This window comes from Tenacibaculum sp. SM2510, assembly GCF_057002845.1.
In genome coordinates, this window is record NZ_CP192703.1 from 1,180,386 (window position 1) to 1,199,740 (window position 19,355).

Sequence of the window (19,355 nt, forward strand, 5' to 3'; positions counted from 1 at the left end):
TTATTAAATTCTTAAAATATAAAAACAAATTTAAAGCCTATAAAAATTTAAGTTTTGAACGCGAAGCTTATTTAAACGAAAATAATTTATACTACATCGAGAAAAGAAAGTTCTGGGCTTTTCTTAACTATTTATAATCGATAAACAATTCTTATATCTTTTAAGAAATTCGTAAATTGCACAACCAATTTTTTATAAAATTTACGAATGGAACAAATAACACCCTATAAACCTATACATAAAGTACGAATTGTAACTGCTGCTGCCCTATTTGATGGGCATGATGCTGCCATAAATATTATGCGAAGAATTATTCAGTCTACAGGCGTAGAAGTAATTCATCTTGGGCATGATAGAAGTGTTGAAGAAGTAGTTAATTGTGCGATTCAAGAAGATGCAAATGCTATTGCAATTACATCTTACCAAGGTGGGCACAACGAGTATTTTAAATACATGTATGATTTATTAAAAGAAAAAGGTGCTAACCACATCAGAATTTTTGGTGGTGGTGGTGGTGTAATTCTTCCAGATGAGATTAAAGAATTGATGGATTATGGAATTACACGTATTTATTCTCCAGATGATGGTCGTGAACTTGGTTTACAAGGAATGATTAACGATTTAGTAAAAACTTCTGATTTTGCAATTGGTGATGTTTTAATCGATGAAATTAATCATTTAGCAGCTAAAGAAATAGGAAGTATTGCGCGTATTATTTCTTCGGCAGAAAACTTCCCTGAAGTAGCCAAAGAAACTTTAGCGGCAATTCACGAAAAAAATAAAGATTCTAAAACGCCGGTTTTAGGGATTACTGGAACTGGTGGATCAGGAAAATCGAGTTTAGTAGACGAATTAGTACGTCGATTTTTAGTCGATTTCCCAGAAAAAACAGTTGGATTAATTTCTGTTGACCCATCAAAAAGAAAAACAGGAGGAGCTTTATTAGGAGACCGTATTCGTATGAATGCCATTAATAATGATCGTGTTTATATGCGCTCGTTAGCAACACGTCAATCTAATTTAGCATTATCTAAATATGTAAACGAAGCAGTACAGGTTTTAAAAGCTGCTGAGTTTGATTTAATTATTTTAGAAACTTCGGGTATCGGACAATCAGATACCGAAATTATAGAGCATTCAGATACTTCATTATATGTAATGACACCTGAATTTGGGGCAGCAACACAGTTGGAGAAAATCGACATGCTTGATTTTGCTGATTTAGTGGCTATCAATAAATTTGATAAACGTGGTGCTTTAGATGCCATACGTGATGTGAAGAAACAATACATGCGTAATAACCATTTGTGGGATGTTCACATGGATGATATGCCGGTTTTCGGAACCATCGCTTCTCAGTTTAATGACCCAGGAATGAATACGTTGTACAAACGTATTATGGATAAGGTTGTTGAAAAAACAGGTGTTGACTTAAAATCGAAGATGGAAATTACCAAAGAAATGTCTGAAAAGATATTTGTAATTCCGCCAAGCAGAGTTCGTTATTTATCTGAAATATCAGAAAGCAATAGAGCTTATGATAAAAAAGTGGATAGTCAGGTTATCGTTGCTCAGAAATTATACGGTATTTATCAAACTATCGAATCTATTACAAATTCGAATGTTGCCATTTCTAAAATTGGATTAGATTCTGATGCGATTCTGAAACAAGTTCAGAATGACGAGCAAGATTTTATTAAACTACTTTTAGCTCAATTCGACAAAGTAAAATTAAATCTCGATCCTCATAACTGGGAGATTATTTTAAACTGGGCTGATAAAGTAAAAAAATATAAAGACCCTGTTTATAGCTTTAAAGTAAGAGATAAAATTATAAATATAGATACACACAGTGAAACTTTATCACATACACAAGTTCCGAAAGTAGCCTTACCAAAATACCAAGCTTGGGGAGATTTATTACGTTGGAATTTACAAGAAAATGTTCCGGGAGAATTTCCTTATACCGCAGGATTGTATCCGTTTAAAAGAACAGGTGAAGATCCAACAAGAATGTTTGCGGGTGAAGGTGGTCCAGAACGTACTAACAGACGTTTTCACTACGTAAGTTTAGGAATGCCTGCAAAGCGTTTATCAACCGCTTTCGATTCGGTTACTTTATACGGTAATGACCCAGGAGTAAGACCTGATATTTATGGTAAAATTGGTAACGCAGGAGTTTCTATATGTTGTTTAGATGATGCTAAAAAATTATTTTCTGGTTTCGAATTAACACATGCTTTAACATCGGTAAGTTTAACAATTAATGGTCCTGCACCAATGTTGTTAGGTTTTTTTATGAATGCTGCTATCGATCAGAATTGTGAGAAATACATCAAAGAAAATAAGCTAGAAAAATTAGTTGAAGCGAAGTTCAAGGAAATTTACGATTCGAAAGATTTAGAAAGACCTGTTTATCAAGGTAAATTACCTGAAGGAAATGATGGTTTAGGATTGATGCTTTTAGGTTTAACAGGTGATATGATTTTACCTGCGGATGTATATGCAGAAATTAAAAAAACAACCTTAGCACAAGTTCGTGGTACGGTACAGGCTGATATTTTAAAAGAAGATCAGGCACAAAATACCTGTATTTTTTCTACAGAATTCGCCTTGCGTTTAATGGGTGATGTACAAGAATATTTTATTAAAGAACAAGTTCGTAATTTTTATTCGGTTTCAATTTCTGGGTATCATATTGCCGAAGCTGGTGCCAACCCAATTACACAGTTAGCGTTGACATTATCTAACGGATTTACGTATGTTGAATATTACTTGTCTCGTGGTATGGACATCAACAAATTCGGACCAAATTTATCGTTCTTTTTCTCTAACGGAATCGATGCGGAATATTCAGTTATTGGTCGTGTAGCTCGTAAAATTTGGGCAAAAGCATTGAAACATAAATACGGTGCCAACTCAAGAGCACAAATGTTAAAATATCATATTCAAACTTCTGGTCGTTCTTTACATGCACAGGAAATTGATTTTAACGATATCCGTACAACATTACAAGCTTTATATGCTATTAACGATAACTGTAATTCATTACACACCAATGCATACGATGAAGCAATTACAACACCTACTGAAGAATCGGTACGTAGAGCAATGGCTATTCAATTAATTATCAACAAAGAATTAGGTTTAACTAAAAATGAAAACCCTATTCAAGGAGCTTTTATTATTGAAGAGTTAACCGATTTAGTTGAAGAAGCGGTATTGTTAGAGTTTGATAGAATTACCGAACGAGGTGGTGTTTTAGGTGCGATGGAAACGATGTATCAGCGTTCTAAAATACAAGAAGAAAGCTTGTATTACGAGACTTTAAAACACACAGGAGAATTCCCAATTATTGGTGTAAATACCTTCTTGAGCTCTAAAGGTTCTCCAACAGTACAACCTGCAGAAGTTATCCGTGCAACGGAAGAAGAAAAGCAATATCAAATAAAAACAAAAAGCATTTTAAACAAAGCGAACGACGGAAAAGTGCAAGAACAACTGGCAATTTTACAGGAAGCTGCGGTTCAGAATGAAAACTTATTTGATAAGTTAATGGAAGCTACCAAGTTTTGTTCTTTAGGGCAAATTACAGAAGCTTTATTTAAAGTTGGTGGACAGTATAGAAGAAACATGTAAATAGAGAACCAATTTTTATAAAAAATTGAATGAATCATTTATCCCAAACTTGATTTGGGATCTTGCAAACAATGTTTGCAAATAAGTTAAAAACCTCATATTAATTTATGAGGTTTTTTTATTGATTTTTTATATTCTTTTCCTCCTATAGTTCGTAATGTTTTGGATAAAAAACAGACCAACTTAAAAAATAGATATATGACCCTTACAAATCAATTAAAAGAGCATGCTGATAATAGTGCGAAAAACATACCAGAAGAAGCTAAAAATATAATGCAAGCTGGTATTAAAAAACTAGAAGATACCGATATTATAAAAAATGCAACAAAGAAAGGTGATCATTTTCCTGATTTTTCTTTACCGAATGCAAAGGGAGAATTAACATCTCTTAACGAACTTCTTGAAAAAGGACAAGTGGTACTTACTTTTTATAGAGGTGGTTGGTGTCCTTATTGTAATCTTGCTTTAAAAGCATTACAAGATATAGTGCCTCAAATTAAAGAGAAAAATGCAACATTAGTTGCCATTACACCTGAAACACCAGATAATACACTTACTATTAAAGAAAAAAACGAATTAGATTTCGAAATTTTAACAAGTAAGGATAACGAACTAGCACGATCTTTAGGTTTAACTTATAAGTTACCAGAAGAGTTAGCTACTTTGTATAAGAAATTCGGAATAGATTTATTAGAAAGCCAAGGAAATGAATCGAATGAGTTACCTATTGCTGCGACCTATATTATTGGAACCGACAAAAAAATAACCTATAGTTTTATTACAGAAGATTATAAATTAAGAGCAGAGCCTTTAGATATCATTGCTGCATTATAATTTAATGATTTAAAATAAAAAATCAGCTCAAGTACTTGAGCTGATTTTTTTTTGTTAAAAGAATCTATTTTAATTATTATTAATTTTCAATTTCTAAAGCAGCTTGTTTACTTGCTTTTCTTCCTTTTAAAAAGAAGAGGATAAAAAATATCATTACAACTCCTAAGTAAATAGAGAATCCTCCTATTTTAGCACTTAACGTTTCTACTAAATCTTTATAACTAGATAAGCTATATATTTCTAAAATACGTAGCGCAAAACCAACATTCAACAAATAAAAGCCAATTTTAAAAAGTTTATTTGTAGCCATTGCAATCTCTACCTTTTGATGAAAAATATCTAGCATAAATATTTTACTGTTTTTAAAAAGATGATATGATACAAACGTTGTTAATCCTATTGCTATTGGTAAATAAATAATGTAGGCGATTAATTCTAATGAAGTGTTCATAGTTATTGATTTTTAAAGTGTTTGTGAATTAAATAAACTGTATAAATATTGATAAAATGGAGTGAGGAAATTATAAGAATCATATAACTCAACCTCTTTGTTATTTCTAGTATTACTTCTTCTAAACTATTTATATGATTTATTGTATTTAAACTCCAAACGATTAAACCAATGTTTAATAAATAATAAGCTATTCTTAAAAGATTATTTATACCGTTTCCAAAATTGATTCTATCAGGAAAATAATTTAGAATATATACTTGTCCGTTTTTATAACAAGCTTCTCCTACCCAAAGAACAATTGTACTTGATAGTAATAGGTATATTATGTATGTGAATTGACTCATATTTCTTTTTTTATCATTTCTAAAATATAAGTCCAATGAATTGATAAGACTACAGGTATGGCACATAATATGTAATAAATAACATGCTTATTACTTATATCCTGTTCCCCAACAAAAAAACAAGCGCCAAAATAAAGTACAACCGCTATGCCATAAATCAATATTAATTTTCGTTCAAACTTGTTAATACTACCCAAATAAAACAAGGTGAATAAAAATGAAAACACTTGAAAAACTCCTATCACAAAGCCTAAAATAGCCGCTAAAGAGAGAAAATCGTTTTCTAAAATTGATAAAATTAAGAGTATTAAAAACGGAATCATTAAAATTCTATTAATCCAGGTCATTATTGAGATATTTATTTTCATAGTTTCAGAAATATTTGAAAGTTTTATTTTAAATTTTTTTACTTCTTTATCATTTTGGTAAAGTTTGATAATAACCAATGCTCATCAGCTTTAATTGTTTTATCAAGAATAGTATTAACTGTATTTGTTACGGTAGCTAAATCTTTCATCACTTTTTTAAACTCCATCGCTTCTTCAGAGTTATCATTTACATCGTTTTGTAACTCATCTAAAACTTTTAAAACTGGTTCAATCTCTCTTTTCTTTCGTTCTTTGGTAACTTGCTTAAATAATTCCCAAATATCTTTATCAGCAACAAAAAACTCTTTGCGTTCTCCTATTACAAACTCTTTGCTTACAATTCCCCAATCAATTAATGCTCTTACATTCATGTTTACGTTTCCTCTAGATATTTTTAGAGTTTCCATAATATCATCTGCAGACATTGGTATAGTTGACACTAACAACAACGCGTGTACTTGCGCCATTGTTTTATTAATTCCCCAGCTTGTAGCTAAACTTCCCCAAGTATGAATGTATTTTAATTTTGCGTCATCTAAATTCATATGGCAAATATATAACTAATTATTAAACTTTCAGTAATTATTGAAAATAAAATATTTAAATTTTATCCTTTATCTTGTAATACTTTTAATCAAGCGAATACTAATTAATAAAACACAATTTTGAGTAACGATTTTTACACAACATCTATTGTACCTCATAAAGGTATTATAATTAAAATATGTAGAGCTTATACGGATTCTCAAGAGGATTTTGAAGATTTTTATCAAGAAGCCTGTTTACAAATTTGGAAAAGCAGAGATGCTTTTCAAGAAAAATCTAAATGGAGTACTTGGATTTATAGAATTACCCTAAACATTTGCTTAACGCTTTCTAAAAAGAACAAACGCAAGCACAATACTATTGAAATCCTTCATGAAGAATCAGAGAAAAATACTGCTTTTCAAAACGAAAATTTAAACTTGTTGTACGATGCTATTAAAAAATTATCCGAAGTCGACAGAGCGGTAATTTTACTGCATTTAGAAGAAAATCCGCATAAAGAAATTGCTGAAATTATTGGAACGAGCCCAAATAACATTGCCGTTCGTATTAACAGAATTAAAAAACAATTAAAAATAATATTAAATGGAAAAATCAATTGAAAAAATATGGAGTGAGGCCTTCATTAAAGAAGAAGCTTTAATTGCACCAAAAATAAATAATTTATACAATCAGAAATCAAAATCGATCATCTCTAAAATCAAAAGAACTTACGAAATTGATAACAAAGGATTAATTCCTATGGCCATAATAGTTGCTGTAGGTATGGCAATATTTTCAGAAGCTATTATAGGGTTTTACGGTGCTTTCTTAATTGTATGTCTCTATTTTTTTAATAACAATTTATTAAAAAAATTTAAAACTATTGATGTTACATCTGACAACCTAACTTATTTAAAAAAATACAAAAGCATTATAAATACAATAATGAAAGCTACTAAAAAACTATTTGTATTTGCCATACCTTTAGCTGTTTTATCGATTTTCGCACTTGCTTTTAGGATTAAAGAAAATAGTTTTTTATCTAAATTTATATCTTCAGATACTTCTTTTTTAAAAATTTCAGGAGTCGGATTGCTGGTTGCTGTTGTCGTTTCAATTATTGGAAGAATCATTTATAGCGTTTCTACAAAAATATTATATGCTAGTCTTATCTCTAAATTAGATGCAGTTATTATAGAAATGGAAGACTTAACAAAGGAGGTATAATAAATGACTTTTTTATACATAAATTTTAACCTTTATTTCTTCGATCGAGGTTATTAAAATCTATATGAGAAAATGAATTTGTATCGAGAAATAGTTAGAAATTTCTCGATACAAATTTGATTATATAAGAATTACTAGAACTAACATTCTATATTTCCATAAACCTTGAATTAATAACACCTATCTTTTCTTCTGTAAAATAGTCAAACCAACACGTATTTGTTCGTACGGAACCTTCTCTCCTAAAAACTCGAAATAAGGCTTTAAAGTTAGTTCGTTTTTTAATACTTTTTTAGCATTTGCTATTAGCTTAATAGTTGCCGCATCAATAAATTCATCTAAACTAACATCTTTACCATCTAAATATAATTTAGATAAATGCGAAAATATTGTTTGTGCTTTTAAATTCCGCTTATCTGCTATTTCATCTATGGAAAAACCTTCTTTGTATAAATTATAGGTTTCAAGCGTTGTATCTTTTTTACCTTTCTTTTTCTCTTTTACAAAAGTTTTAATCTCTTCCATAAATTCGCCACCATATACTTCTAATTTACGTTGTCCTACTCCACTAATCGCTAAAAAAGCAGTATCCGTTTGTGGACGCTCATTTTCTAACTCACGTAAAGTAGCATCACTAAAAACTAAATATGCTGCTATATTTTCTTCCTGTGCAATTCTGTATCGTAATTTACGTAAACGTTCAAATAACGTATCTTTTACAGCTGATTTCGATCTTTTTTCTCCTTTTGATTTTGAACCTTTTTCTGTTTTTTTGAATTCAACAGGAGTTGTTAATTTAATTTTTTCATTATCAAAAAGTACTTTTTTAGAGAAATCTGTTAAATGTAACGTGTTATTTAAGTGAAACGCTATCTGGCAATATCCTTGGTTTATTAATTGAACAATATAATGTTGCCAGTGTTGCCAAGAAATATCGTTTCCTATTCCGTAGGTTTTTAAGTTTTGGTAATTTTTATCTAAAACCGCAGCATTTTTTGCTCCTCTCAAGACATCAATCACCGTACCCATGGCTTCTTTTTCTTGCAATCTATAAATAGCAGAAAGTGCTTTTTGCGCTATAATTGTTCCATCGAAAAACTGTACAGGATTTTTACAAACATCACAATTACCGCAATCTTTTTCAATCAGTTCTCCAAAATAACTCAGTAAAATTTTTCGCCTGCAAACAGTTGCTTCAGCAAACTGTTTCATACGATCTAACTTTGCCTCTTGTACTTCTTGATTACTGCTATTCGCTATAAACTGACGTAGCTGAATTACATCGGCATAACTATGAAATAATAAAGCCTGAGCTGGTAAACCATCACGTCCTGAACGCCCGATTTCCTGATAATATCCTTCGATATTTTTAGGCATATTATAATGAATAACCCAACGCACATTCGACTTATCGATTCCCATACCAAATGCAACGGTAGCGCAAATAATTTGAACTTCATCTTTAATAAAATCTTCCTGATTCTTAGCGCGTTCCTCAAAATTTAATCCCGCATGATATGCTTTCGCATTTATATTTTGTTGCTTTAATTTACTCGCTAATTGCTCCGTAGCTTTTCTACTTAAACAATACACAATACCAGCTTCATTCGGTTTTTTATTGATAAATTTAATAATCTGTTGAACTCTATCGTTTGCAGGACGAACCTCTAAACTGATGTTTTCTCTGTTAAAAGAACTTACATATTTAGTGGCATGTGGAACTGCTAATTGTTCTAAAATATCTTCTTGTGTAGCTTTATCCGCAGTTGCGGTTAACGCCACAATAGGAACATTTGGTAATGTTTTTTTTAAGAATGATAATTGTTTATACGACGGCCTAAAATCATGACCCCAAGCAGAAATACAATGTGCTTCATCAATTGCAATACAACTAACGTAATTTGAATTTAATATGTTTTGAAGTAATGACAAACTTTCTGGAGCCACATACAACAGCTTTACAGTTTTATTTACCACTGCATCAAAAACTTGTTGTTGTTCTTCGGGTGATTGACTACTGTTATAATAAGTGGCTGCGATACCATTAGCTTTTAAACTATCAACCTGATCTTTCATCAAGGCTATTAACGGAGAAATAACTACGGTTATACCTTCAAAAAATAATGCTGGTAATTGAAAACATATCGATTTTCCTCCACCAGTTGGCATAATAACCAAAGTATCTTTCTTATTTAAAACATTTTTGATAATTGCTTGTTGCTGTAACCGAAAGCTATCGTAACCAAAATTTGCTTTTAATTTTACAAGTAAGTCTTTTTCTGTAAGCTGCATCATATTGCAAAAATAATCATAAAAAAAACGAAGATTTCACATCTTCGTTTTTTAATATTAGAAATAAATAATTTTATTTAATTACTTATGAGAACCATCGCAAAATGGTTCATTCTTAGTTTCTTTACAAGCACACAAATACTTCGTTTCAGTGGCCTCAGCAGTAAAAAAACTCGGACTCATCCCTTTTCCTTTATGTTTTCCGTCACATAATGGTTGATTTTCTGACAATCCGCAAGTACACCATGCGTACTTTTTCCCTGCTTCTAACTGAACAGGTACTGGTCCATTTCCAGCTCTTTTTGGTAATTCCATATCTATATTATATTCTTATTTAAATATAGTTCATTTAACCTTAAAAAGTACATTTAAAAATTTCGTTTCACCTAATTTTTCTTAAGTCTTAATAAGGAGGAGTGTTATTTATCTAATATCTTTCAATAAAACCTCAACAGCTTTTTGCAACTGAGCATCTTCTCCTCTTTCTTTCCAACCCGGAGTATTTTTCACTAAATAATCAGGAACAGCAGGTGCTTCATTTTCCATGTTTTTTCCTGATTTTTTAACAAACCAAGCTCTAAAAGGCATGCGAATAGCTCCGTTTTGCAATCTTGCTGATCCTGTAGAAACTACGGCTCCGAATGTCGGTTGTCCTACTAATTTACCTAAACCTAAATTTTTAAATGCATGTGAAAAAATTTCAGCATTTGAGTAACTATTTTCATTACACAAAGCAACCACTGGTTTTGTATTTACCGACAAAATTGCACGCTCATTAAAAGGGTAATTCCCTTTAAACTTCTTATTATTCTTTAAACTTTCAGCAGCGCCTCTTGGCACCGTATACGCATGTTGATCTACATTTAAAACAGCCATTAATCGGTCGGTTGTCCAACCACCACCGTTATAACGTACATCAATTACAATTCCTTTTTTTCCGTATCCACTTGCTTTTAATTCACGTTCAAAACGCTCGAAACTTGGCATATTCATTCCCTGAATATGAATGTATCCTAATTGTCCGTTTGAATATGTATCAACTAATTTTTTACGAGACGTTATCCAAGCTTCATATTGCTGACTTCTAATAGAGCGTTGCGGTCTTAACACAACATCTTTTCCGTTCTTTAAACTTAACAGCACCTCATTTCCTTGTGTGTTTTTCAATAGCTGATAAAAGTTAGTGTTTTTAGCTATTTCATAACCATTTACAGCAGTGATAACATCGCCTACCTTTAAGGTACTTTTCGATTTGTCTGCAACCGTATTTTGTAAAATATAATTTACTCTTACGCCACCTTTCGTATTTGAAACATCTAAACCTAGTAAACCTACTTTGTCGTTTATGGTTTTAGGAGTTGTACCTCTATACCCCATATGACTCGCATTTAACTGCCCCAACAATAAATTATACATATACGTATAATCTTGATGCGTTGTTGCTGACAAAACCCAAGGCCTGTATCTTTTTACCAAACTATTCCAATCATAACCATGAAATTCTGGGTCGTAAAAGCCAGCTGTTAACACCCTAATCCCCTCTTCAAAAACTTGCTCGTATTCTTTCTTCCTGTTTATTGTGTAGGTTGCAGAATGTGGTAATTTTGTTACTTTATCTGATTTAGTATCTAATTGATTTAAACTTCCTCTTGAAGTAAAATAAACTTTCCCTTTATTTTCTGATATTCCTCTTGCACCGCTTACACTTTTAATAGCTTTTGGTTTACTTCCGTCCCACTTTACTTTATAAGTGCTTCTTTTTTTGCTTGCAGGATCTGTTGCTGAAAAATAAATAAATTTACTGTCGGCACTAAACATTGGGCTGTATTCATTATCCTGTAAAGAAGTTACTTGTACTAAACGATCGTAAATTTTATCTTGATCTATTTTAACAACAACTGTTTCTTCTTTCTTTTTCTTATCCTTTTTATCAGATTTGTCTTCCTTTTTTTCTTTTTCTTCTGGATAATAAGCTCCTTCTTCATGGTCTATTTTCGATTTTTCCCAATCTGATTTTTCTAACCAAACCATCCAAACATCATAATTAATTCCGCTTCTGTTCGATAAAAATGCTAATTTTTTTCCATCTGCACTCCAAACCGGATTTGTATCACTTCGTGGATGCATTGATACGTTCATTTTTTTAGATTTATCAGCAATCGACTGAATGAAAATTTCGCTATCAAAATTTAAATCTTCCTGAGAATACGCAATATACTTACTATCCGGACTCCAAGAAACATCTTCGGTAGCAGCCCAAGAGTTTGAGTATTCTTTCGATTCAACAATTTTACCACCTTTTAAATCGGCAATCATTAAAATTCCACGACCAACTTGATAGGCTATTTTTTTTCCGTCAGGAGATACTAACGACCCCATTACATCTTCCTTATGATTCGTTAATTTTGTCACCTTTGTTTTTAAACTACGGTGTAAACCAACCAATGTATCTGTAGAAACTGCACTATATAATTGATAAACACCATCTCTATCCGAAGAAAAAATAACTGTTTTATCATTTACCCATTGCGGATTACGATCTCTAAACAAATGCTTACTTACATTATTAGAGCGCTTCTTTTCTTTATTGTTTTCTTTTACAAAGATTTCACCGTTAATTTCAAGTGCAATACTTTTTCCGTTAGGTGAAACTGCGTAACTACTAATTCCGTTGGTAACTGTTTTTGTTATTTCTTCCTCGAAACGATTATCTGAAGAAAGATTTAAAGTTATTTTTTGTGCCGAACCATTTTCAACCTTAAATAAATTTACGCCACTTACGTAAATAAATGCTCCGTTATTGCTTACTGAAAATTCTCTAACTCCATCTTGTTTTTCTGATGTCAACTGAGTTGCGCTTCCATTCGCTGTTCCGTTTGATGAAACTGACTGTTTATATACATTATAACGTCCGCTTTTTGCACCTATGTAATATAAGTTTCCAGCTGCATCCCATTTAGGAGAATGGTCGTTTTTATTACTTGTTGTAATTTGATTGTATTTTTTAGTATCTGTGTTATAAATCCAAATATCTCTTTGTGCCGAACCCGAATAATCTTCACGCGCAATACGACAAGCTCCTTTGGTAAACGCTATTAATTTTCCGTTAGGAGAAACTGACGCTAACTCACCATAAGCTGTTATTAAACGCTGTGGTGTTCCGCCATTTTCATTTACAGTATACATTTGCTTATCCCATTCTGGACCGCGATAAACTCTACCTGTTGTAAATACAACTGCACCTTCTGAAGTCCAATCTGTAGGGATATTAGCCGTTGGGTAATACGTTAATTGTTTTGGTACACCTCCGTTAAGAGAAGTTGTAAATACGTTGTCATTTCCTTTTCTGTTTGATGAAAATGCAATTTCGGTATCATCAGTATTCCACACCGGATTACTCTCATATCCTTTATGAATTGTTAACCTTTTTGATTCCTTACTGTTCAGGTTATATACCCAAATATCTCCATGATAACTAAAGGCCATTTTTGAACCATCATTACTAATAGCAGGTTTTCGAATTAAAGAATTTTGAGAAATTGCAACACCAAAACTAAATAGCATTGCGAGTAGAAATAGATTTTTTTTAGACATCCGATTAATTTTATGCAAACGAAATTAAAGTATTCGTAATCTTATTAGAAAATTTTAAGACTTTTTAACAGTTTTTAAAAAAAGAAAATTAATCCATATCTTTATAAAAAAAACAATCATGAAAATCATCAATCTCCTTTTAATTTTAACACTATCTTTATCTAACACAGTGTTCTCTCAACAAGAAAAAAATGTATTTATTGTCGTTAAAGACGACAACAATAACCCTATTCCAAACGCTGTCGTTCTCTTTGATGATATAAAACAAACTTCTAAAACTGACTCTAAGGGAATATTTAAAGGCTCAACAAAAAAGAGTATTAAAAAAATGACTGCGTTTTCTCCTCTTCATGGAATCAACACTATAAATTACAATGGAAAAAAATACAATCGAATTATAATAAAAAGCCAACCCGCTAATGTTACAATTCAAAAACCATCAAATGTAATCGCCCAAAACTCAATGTCTTCATTTCAATACAAAGACATTTATGATTATATAAATGGGCAAGTTCCTGGTGTAAACGTAATTAATAAAACAATTACGATTAGAGGATCTAACTCTATTAATGGATCTACAGTGCCTTTATTTGTTGTAAACAAGATGCAAGTAGCACAAGAGATTTTCGCAAATATCTCACCTGCTGACATAAAACGTATAAAAGTATTGAAAGGAACTGACACAGCTCTTTACGGTGTTAGAGGCGCAAATGGGGTTATTGAAGTTACAACTAATTAATCACCCTAAAAACAACACCTACAACGTTTAGTGCGGCAAATAATAACATGGTGTTTCGCTCTTTTTTAGAGATAATATATTTTATAACTAAAAAAACATTCTATTTTTCAGTTTTGGCTTGGTTTTGGTGGGGTACTAGCATAGGATATTAAAATACTCACTACATAAGAATTATGTAAAAGGAGTGTTTTTTTAAATTAAACAATCATAGTATGAGTCAAGTAAAAGAAAACAACACAGTTAAAGTAAATTACACAGGTAAATTACCTGACGGACAAATTTTTGATAGCTCTGAAGGAAAAGAACCTATAGAATTTACTTTAGGAGAAGGAAGATTAATACCTGGTTTTGAAAAAGGTTTAATTGATATGAAATTAAACGAAAAGAAAACCATTACAATCGCTAAAGAAGAAGCGTACGGTGAGGTTAACGACAGCTTAATTCAGGAAGTAAATAAAACTGAACTTCCACAAGATATGGCTCCTAAAGTTGGTATGGGACTTGTTTCTAAATCTCCTGACGGACAAGAATTCAATTTAGTTATTACAGAGGTTAAAGAAGAGAGTGTTATTATTGATGGGAATCACCCTTTAGCTGGTAAAGAGCTTATTTTTGATCTTGAGGTTGTTGCAATTAACTAACAACAAAAGATTAACTATTTTTTTAAATTATCTAATAGCCTTTTTTAAAAAAAAAAAGGCTATTAGTATTTATAAGAAAATCATTATTTAATTGATTTTATAAACTTATTAACCCCTGCAATTCCGTTTGTATCTAGTTCTTTAACAAAGGCCGAACCAATAATTGCTCCATTCATATATTTACAAGCTGTTGTAAATGTTTTCTTATCAGAAATACCAAAACCAACAATTAATTTACTTTGTAATTTCATGGCATTAATTCGATTAAAATAATCGATTTGTTGTGATGAAATCTCACCTTTTGCTCCAGTAATTGAAGCTGATGCTACTACGTAAATAAAAGCTTCTGTTAACGAATCAATTTTACGAATTCTTTCTTCCGATGTATTTGGCGTAATTAAAAACACGTTTGTTATTCCGTATTTCTTAAACAATTCCTTATAATGATTTTCATATTCAATCATTGGTAAATCCGGAAGAATAACGGTATCAATTCCGCACTCTTTTACTTTTTTACAAAATTTATCTTCACCATATTTTATAACCTGATTTAAATATCCCATTAAAACTAACGGTGTTTTATTTGTATCTTTTACTGCTAATAACTGCTCAAAAACTATATCAAGGTTCATCCCATTACTTAATGCAGCTGCACTACTATTTTGTATCGTCGGACCATCTGCTAAAGGATCTGAATAAGGCAAACCTACTTCTATAAAATCTACACCACTATTACTTAAATCAGCAACAATCTTTGCTGTGTCGTTTAACTTCGGAAAACCTGCCGTAAAGAAAATAGATAATAAATTTTGACTTTGATTTTGAAAAATTTTTTTTATTGAATTCATGTTTATACTTCATTCTGTCATTGCGAACGTAGTGAAGTAATCTCCTGAAAAAATTACTTCGTTATCCTTACTCGTAACGACGGTTTTAAAATTTAATCTTCTAAATGCTTAATGTAGGTTTCTAAATCCTTATCTCCTCTTCCCGATAAATTAATAACTACAACTTGGCCTTTTTTCAAATCCATTTTTGGTAAAACAGCCAAAGCATGTGCAGTTTCTAAAGCAGGAATAATACCTTCTATTTTTGTCAATTCATAAGCTGCATCCAACGCTTCTTTATCGGTTGCATTCATAAATTTTGCTCGTTTTGACTCATGTAAGTAAGCATGTAAAGGACCAACTCCTGGATAATCTAATCCTGCTGAAATTGAATAAGGCTCCACAATTTGACCATATTCATCTTGCATTAAAATAGTTTTACTTCCGTGAATTACACCTACTTCTCCTAACTGAGAAGTTGCAGCACTTTCACCAGAATTAACACCCAAACCAGCAGCTTCAACGGCAATCAACTCAACTTCTTTATCATCTAAATAATGATAAAAAGCTCCAGCAGCATTACTACCTCCACCTACACAAGCGATTATTGTATCCGGATTTTCTTTACCTGTATATTCTTTTAATTGCACTTTCATTTCTTCTGAAATAACTGCTTGTAATCGTGCAACCATATCTGGATAAGGGTGTGGACCAACCACAGAACCTATTAAATAATAAGTTTCTGGGTGTTGAATCCAATAACGAATTGCTTCGTTAGTTGCGTCTTTTAATGTTTTACTTCCGCTTGTTGCAGGAATAACTTTTGCGCCCAACATTTTCATGCGCGCTACATTTGGCGCTTGTCGTTTTATATCGGTTTCTCCCATAAAAACAACACATTCTAAATTCATCAATGCACAAACTGTCGCCGTTGCTACTCCGTGTTGCCCCGCACCTGTTTCTGCAATTATTTTAGTTTTCCCTAAATGTTTGGCTACTAAAATCTGACCAATCGTATTGTTTACTTTATGAGCTCCTGTATGATTTAAATCTTCTCGTTTTAAATAAATGGTTGCGCCATATTTTTCTGATAAACGTTTTGCCAAATACAACGGACTTGGGCGACCAACATAATGCTGTAACAAATCTTTATACTCTTCTTGAAAAGCATCTGAACCTAATATTTTTAAATAATTATCTTCTAATTCCTTAACGTTAGGATATAGTAATTCAGGAATAAATGCACCTCCGAACTGTCCGTAATATCCTTCTTTAGTTGGTTTAAATTCTGATTCCATTTCTTTATTTTTTTAACTTTCATCAACCTAAAAAAGGTTCTGTTCGACGATTTATTATAATTTTAAAGTTTCTTTAAACTTCTTTATATCTTTTACTGATTTTAAACCAACTGACTCTTCAAACTTACTATTTACATCTAAAGCATAAATAGGCAAACCTGTTGCTTGCAATTTTTTAATTTCTGATGCTTGTTCCAGTCCAATTCCACCACTTAAAAAGAATGGTTTTTCAAAAGGATATTTCTCTAAAACCTGCCAATTAAAAGCAACTCCATTTCCTCCTCGTTCTTTTCCTTTTGTATCAAACAAAAAGTAATCAACCATTTTTAAATATGGAGTTAAAACATTAAAATCAAACGCATCTTTAATTCCAAAAACTTTCACCAACTCGGGCATTTTGTATTTTGCCTTTTGATGTTTTTCTGCAATACTTTCTTTAAAAATGGATGTTAGTTTTTGTAAATATTCTGGTGATTCATCGCCATGAAGCTGCACCATATTTAAAGCATACTCTTCTACTAATGAAACTACTATTTCGGGAATTTCATTTACAAAAACACCTGCTTTTTTTATTTCTTTCGGTAAATCAGGAATGATGCCTTCAAAATTTCTTTTTGATTTCTCATAGAAAATAAAACCCAAATAATCAGGTTGCAATGCTGCAACCTTTTGGATATTTTCTATGTACTTCATTCCACAGACTTTCAGTTTCATATTTATCGTATTTGATCAATAAATTCTTTACAAGCTAATCCCGGATTATCGGTTTTCATAAAAGTTTCACCAATTAAAAAACCTTGAAAACCATGCTCTTTTAATCCAGTAATAATTCTTGGATCAGAAATTCCGCTTTCAGAAACCTTAATTGCTGTATCTGGTATTTGACTTGCTAGTTTTATAGAATGTTCTAAATCCACCTCGAAAGTTTTTAAATTACGATTATTAATTCCGATAATCTTATTATCTAAATCGTTAATTTTATCTAACTCTTCTTGCGTATGAACTTCATACAAAACCTCTAAGCCTATGTCGTTTGCTAACTGACCGTAATTTTTAAGTTCTTGCTTGGTTAAACAAGCTGCTATTAATAAAATAACATCAGCACCGATTGCTTTAGCTTCAACAATTTGAAATCCGTCTACAATAAAATCTTTTCTTAAAATTGGTCTTAACTGGTTTACGGTTCTAGCCTCTAATAAATCAGCCATGGTTCCTCCAAAAAAAGAAGTATCTGTTAAAATTGATTGCGCTGCTACATTTGCGTCTAAATAACCTTCCGTGACTTCTAAGATAGTAGCTTTATCGTTAATGATTCCTTTTGAAGGAGATTGACGTTTAAATTCAGCTATTATACCTGTTGAACCAACTTTTAATAGTTCTTTTTTTAATGAAAAAGGGGCGTTTTTAAAATTCGGACTTTCCACCAATTTACTTACAGGAACTTCTGCTTTAATCTTGGCTATTTCTGTTTTTTTAAATGCTATTATTTTATCGAGTATTGTCATTTCTATTTTAAATTTGTCTGTTCGAGCGCAGTCGAGATCTAAAACCTCTCGACTGCGCTCGAGCAGACATTATATATTTACTAGTTTATTTAATGTTTGATGCGCTTTTAAACCTAACAAAGAATTTTCAGCTTCTTCGTAAGCATCTTGAAAACTCTTCTTGTCATCAACAATTTTTAAGGCAAATGCTGCGTTTGTTAATACCACACTATTTTGTGCTTCGGTACCATTTCCTTCAATTATATTTTTGAATATTTTTGCGGCATCAGCAACAGATTCTCCTCCAAAGATAGCTGATTGTTCAATTCTTTTTTGACCTAAATCTTCTGGATTAATTAATTGTTCTCCATTTTTGGTAAACAATTTAAATCCGCTTGTTAAAGATATTTCATCATAACCATCTAAGGCGTGAACAATTCCATAATTTGTATCTTCTTCTTGTAAAATATAATTATACAAACGGGCTACTTCTAAATTAAAAGTTCCTAATAATTGATTTTTAGGTGAGCTCGGATTCACTAACGGACCTAAAATGTTAAAAAACGTTTTTAACGCTAATGCTTTTCTAGTTACGCTTACCGCTTTCATTGCTGGATGAAATTTTGGTGCGTGTAAAAAACAAATATTAGCTTGCTCTAATTGCGATTTTAAAACAGCTTCATCATTGGTAAATTCGTATCCGAAACTTTCTAACATATCTGACGAACCAGATTGAGATGACACCGAGTAATTACCGTGTTTTGCTACTTTTTGTCCGGTTCCAGCAACAATAAAAGACGTTAATGTAGAAATATTAAAAGTATCTTTTCCGTCGCCACCTGTACCAACAATATCAATGGTATTATACTCAGAAAAATCTACTTTTATAGCTAATTCTATCAACGCATTTCTAAAACCCGAAAGCTCGTCAACCGAAATAGGCCGCATCATAAAAACGGTCATAAAAGAAGCCAAATGCGCTTCGTTGAATTTGCCCGAAGCAATATCAATCAAAACCTGCTTTGCTTGTGATTTTGTTAATCTTTTATGTTGATATAAATCGTTTAATATTTGTTTCATAATTTA

The 19,355-nt window shown here is 31.6% G+C and carries 18 protein-coding genes; 6 read left to right on the forward strand and 12 right to left on the reverse strand.

The genetic code is table 11. From position 1 onward, the window contains the following. Window positions 1-207: 207 nt before the first annotated feature. Together ACQ629_RS05235 and ACQ629_RS05240 are read left to right on the forward strand one after the other, a co-directional pair. A complete protein-coding gene (locus tag ACQ629_RS05235; protein WP_483706893.1) occupies window positions 208-3,639 on the forward strand; it encodes a methylmalonyl-CoA mutase family protein in 3,432 nt (1,143 codons plus the stop codon). A 198-nt stretch (window positions 3,640-3,837) separates the two neighbouring features. Next, window positions 3,838-4,473 (forward strand): peroxiredoxin-like family protein, encoded by a 636-nt coding sequence (locus ACQ629_RS05240; RefSeq protein WP_483706894.1) that lies wholly within the window; start codon window positions 3,838-3,840, stop codon window positions 4,471-4,473. Window positions 4,474-4,552: 79 nt separating this feature from the next. Here ACQ629_RS05240 and ACQ629_RS05245 read toward each other — a convergent pair whose 3' ends face one another. The 4 genes from ACQ629_RS05245 to ACQ629_RS05260 form a co-directional block, all read right to left on the reverse strand. After that, complete coding sequence (locus ACQ629_RS05245; protein ID WP_483706895.1) at window positions 4,553-4,924, reverse strand: hypothetical protein; 372 nt, start codon at window positions 4,922-4,924, stop codon at window positions 4,553-4,555. 2 nt (window positions 4,925-4,926) lie between these two features. Continuing rightward, entirely contained in the window at window positions 4,927-5,271 is a 345-nt protein-coding gene (locus ACQ629_RS05250) for a hypothetical protein (protein WP_483706896.1), read from the reverse strand. Continuing rightward, window positions 5,268-5,594 carry a hypothetical protein gene (locus ACQ629_RS05255; RefSeq protein ID WP_483706897.1) on the reverse strand — a complete coding sequence of 109 codons (327 nt, stop codon included), beginning with the start codon at window positions 5,592-5,594 and terminating at the stop codon, window positions 5,268-5,270. Before ACQ629_RS05255 ends, ACQ629_RS05250 begins: the two co-directional genes overlap by 4 nt. An 83-nt stretch (window positions 5,595-5,677) precedes the next feature. After that, complete coding sequence (locus ACQ629_RS05260; protein WP_483706898.1) at window positions 5,678-6,184, reverse strand: GbsR/MarR family transcriptional regulator; 507 nt, start codon at window positions 6,182-6,184, stop codon at window positions 5,678-5,680. Window positions 6,185-6,304: 120 nt separating this feature from the next. Here ACQ629_RS05260 and ACQ629_RS05265 point away from each other — a divergent pair, with 120 nt between their 5' ends. After that, complete coding sequence (locus ACQ629_RS05265) at window positions 6,305-6,787, forward strand: RNA polymerase sigma factor (RefSeq protein WP_483706899.1); 483 nt, start codon at window positions 6,305-6,307, stop codon at window positions 6,785-6,787. Beyond that, window positions 6,771-7,394, forward strand: a complete 624-nt coding sequence (locus ACQ629_RS05270; RefSeq protein ID WP_483706900.1) for a hypothetical protein — start codon at window positions 6,771-6,773, stop codon at window positions 7,392-7,394. Before ACQ629_RS05265 ends, ACQ629_RS05270 begins: the two co-directional genes overlap by 17 nt. 180 nt (window positions 7,395-7,574) lie before the next feature. Here ACQ629_RS05270 and recQ read toward each other — a convergent pair whose 3' ends face one another. The 3 genes from recQ to ACQ629_RS05285 form a co-directional block, all read right to left on the reverse strand. Then, window positions 7,575-9,686 carry a DNA helicase RecQ gene (gene recQ, locus ACQ629_RS05275; RefSeq protein WP_483707168.1) on the reverse strand — a complete coding sequence of 704 codons (2,112 nt, stop codon included), beginning with the start codon at window positions 9,684-9,686 and terminating at the stop codon, window positions 7,575-7,577. 81 nt (window positions 9,687-9,767) lie between these two features. Further along, window positions 9,768-10,001 (reverse strand): CDGSH iron-sulfur domain-containing protein, encoded by a 234-nt coding sequence (locus ACQ629_RS05280; RefSeq protein ID WP_483706901.1) that lies wholly within the window; start codon window positions 9,999-10,001, stop codon window positions 9,768-9,770. Window positions 10,002-10,109: 108 nt separating this feature from the next. Next, complete coding sequence (locus ACQ629_RS05285; RefSeq protein ID WP_483706902.1) at window positions 10,110-13,280, reverse strand: S41 family peptidase; 3,171 nt, start codon at window positions 13,278-13,280, stop codon at window positions 10,110-10,112. Window positions 13,281-13,398: 118 nt separating this feature from the next. On the opposite strand from ACQ629_RS05285, the gene ACQ629_RS05290 reads away from it, so the two are divergent. Together ACQ629_RS05290 and ACQ629_RS05295 are read left to right on the forward strand one after the other, a co-directional pair. Beyond that, complete coding sequence (locus ACQ629_RS05290) at window positions 13,399-14,019, forward strand: TonB-dependent receptor plug domain-containing protein (RefSeq protein WP_483706903.1); 621 nt, start codon at window positions 13,399-13,401, stop codon at window positions 14,017-14,019. A gap of 212 nt (window positions 14,020-14,231) precedes the next feature. Continuing rightward, the gene (locus ACQ629_RS05295; RefSeq protein ID WP_483706904.1) at window positions 14,232-14,660 is read left to right on the forward strand and encodes an FKBP-type peptidyl-prolyl cis-trans isomerase; all 429 of its coding nucleotides are present in this window, start codon (window positions 14,232-14,234) and stop codon (window positions 14,658-14,660) included. 83 nt (window positions 14,661-14,743) lie between these two features. On the opposite strand, the gene trpA is transcribed toward ACQ629_RS05295, so the two are convergent. From trpA to trpD, 5 genes are all read right to left on the reverse strand, one after another. Next, complete coding sequence (gene trpA / locus ACQ629_RS05300) at window positions 14,744-15,508, reverse strand: tryptophan synthase subunit alpha (RefSeq protein ID WP_483706905.1); 765 nt, start codon at window positions 15,506-15,508, stop codon at window positions 14,744-14,746. Between the two features lie 92 nt (window positions 15,509-15,600). Beyond that, window positions 15,601-16,785: a tryptophan synthase subunit beta gene (trpB, locus tag ACQ629_RS05305; protein ID WP_483706906.1), complete on the reverse strand. Its 1,185-nt coding sequence runs from the start codon at window positions 16,783-16,785 to the stop codon at window positions 15,601-15,603. 54 nt (window positions 16,786-16,839) lie between these two features. Further along, window positions 16,840-17,478: a phosphoribosylanthranilate isomerase gene (locus ACQ629_RS05310; RefSeq protein ID WP_483706907.1), complete on the reverse strand. Its 639-nt coding sequence runs from the start codon at window positions 17,476-17,478 to the stop codon at window positions 16,840-16,842. A 23-nt stretch (window positions 17,479-17,501) separates the two neighbouring features. Further along, a complete protein-coding gene (gene trpC / locus ACQ629_RS05315; protein ID WP_275689007.1) occupies window positions 17,502-18,290 on the reverse strand; it encodes an indole-3-glycerol phosphate synthase TrpC in 789 nt (262 codons plus the stop codon). Between the two features lie 69 nt (window positions 18,291-18,359). After that, window positions 18,360-19,349 carry an anthranilate phosphoribosyltransferase gene (gene trpD, locus ACQ629_RS05320; protein WP_483706908.1) on the reverse strand — a complete coding sequence of 330 codons (990 nt, stop codon included), beginning with the start codon at window positions 19,347-19,349 and terminating at the stop codon, window positions 18,360-18,362. Window positions 19,350-19,355 lie beyond the last annotated feature (6 nt).

Bases quoted from the DNA above. Each gene is read 5' to 3' on its own strand.
- ACQ629_RS05235 (WP_483706893.1), top strand. From the start codon at position 208: ATGGAACAAATAACACCCTATAAACCTATACATAAAGTACGAATTGTA.
- ACQ629_RS05240 (WP_483706894.1), top strand. From the start codon at position 3,838: ATGACCCTTACAAATCAATTAAAAGAGCATGCTGATAATAGTGCGAAA.
- ACQ629_RS05245 (WP_483706895.1), bottom strand. From the start codon at position 4,924: ATGAACACTTCATTAGAATTAATCGCCTACATTATTTATTTACCAATA.
- ACQ629_RS05250 (WP_483706896.1), bottom strand. From the start codon at position 5,271: ATGAGTCAATTCACATACATAATATACCTATTACTATCAAGTACAATT.
- ACQ629_RS05255 (WP_483706897.1), bottom strand. From the start codon at position 5,594: ATGATTCCGTTTTTAATACTCTTAATTTTATCAATTTTAGAAAACGAT.
- ACQ629_RS05260 (WP_483706898.1), bottom strand. From the start codon at position 6,184: ATGAATTTAGATGACGCAAAATTAAAATACATTCATACTTGGGGAAGT.
- ACQ629_RS05270 (WP_483706900.1), top strand. From the start codon at position 6,771: ATGGAAAAATCAATTGAAAAAATATGGAGTGAGGCCTTCATTAAAGAA.
- recQ (WP_483707168.1), bottom strand. From the start codon at position 9,686: ATGCAGCTTACAGAAAAAGACTTACTTGTAAAATTAAAAGCAAATTTT.
- ACQ629_RS05280 (WP_483706901.1), bottom strand. From the start codon at position 10,001: ATGGAATTACCAAAAAGAGCTGGAAATGGACCAGTACCTGTTCAGTTA.
- ACQ629_RS05285 (WP_483706902.1), bottom strand. From the start codon at position 13,280: ATGTCTAAAAAAAATCTATTTCTACTCGCAATGCTATTTAGTTTTGGT.
- ACQ629_RS05290 (WP_483706903.1), top strand. From the start codon at position 13,399: ATGAAAATCATCAATCTCCTTTTAATTTTAACACTATCTTTATCTAAC.
- ACQ629_RS05295 (WP_483706904.1), top strand. From the start codon at position 14,232: ATGAGTCAAGTAAAAGAAAACAACACAGTTAAAGTAAATTACACAGGT.
- trpA (WP_483706905.1), bottom strand. From the start codon at position 15,508: ATGAATTCAATAAAAAAAATTTTTCAAAATCAAAGTCAAAATTTATTA.
- trpB (WP_483706906.1), bottom strand. From the start codon at position 16,785: ATGGAATCAGAATTTAAACCAACTAAAGAAGGATATTACGGACAGTTC.
- ACQ629_RS05310 (WP_483706907.1), bottom strand. From the start codon at position 17,478: ATGAAGTACATAGAAAATATCCAAAAGGTTGCAGCATTGCAACCTGAT.
- trpC (WP_275689007.1), bottom strand. From the start codon at position 18,290: ATGACAATACTCGATAAAATAATAGCATTTAAAAAAACAGAAATAGCC.
- trpD (WP_483706908.1), bottom strand. From the start codon at position 19,349: ATGAAACAAATATTAAACGATTTATATCAACATAAAAGATTAACAAAA.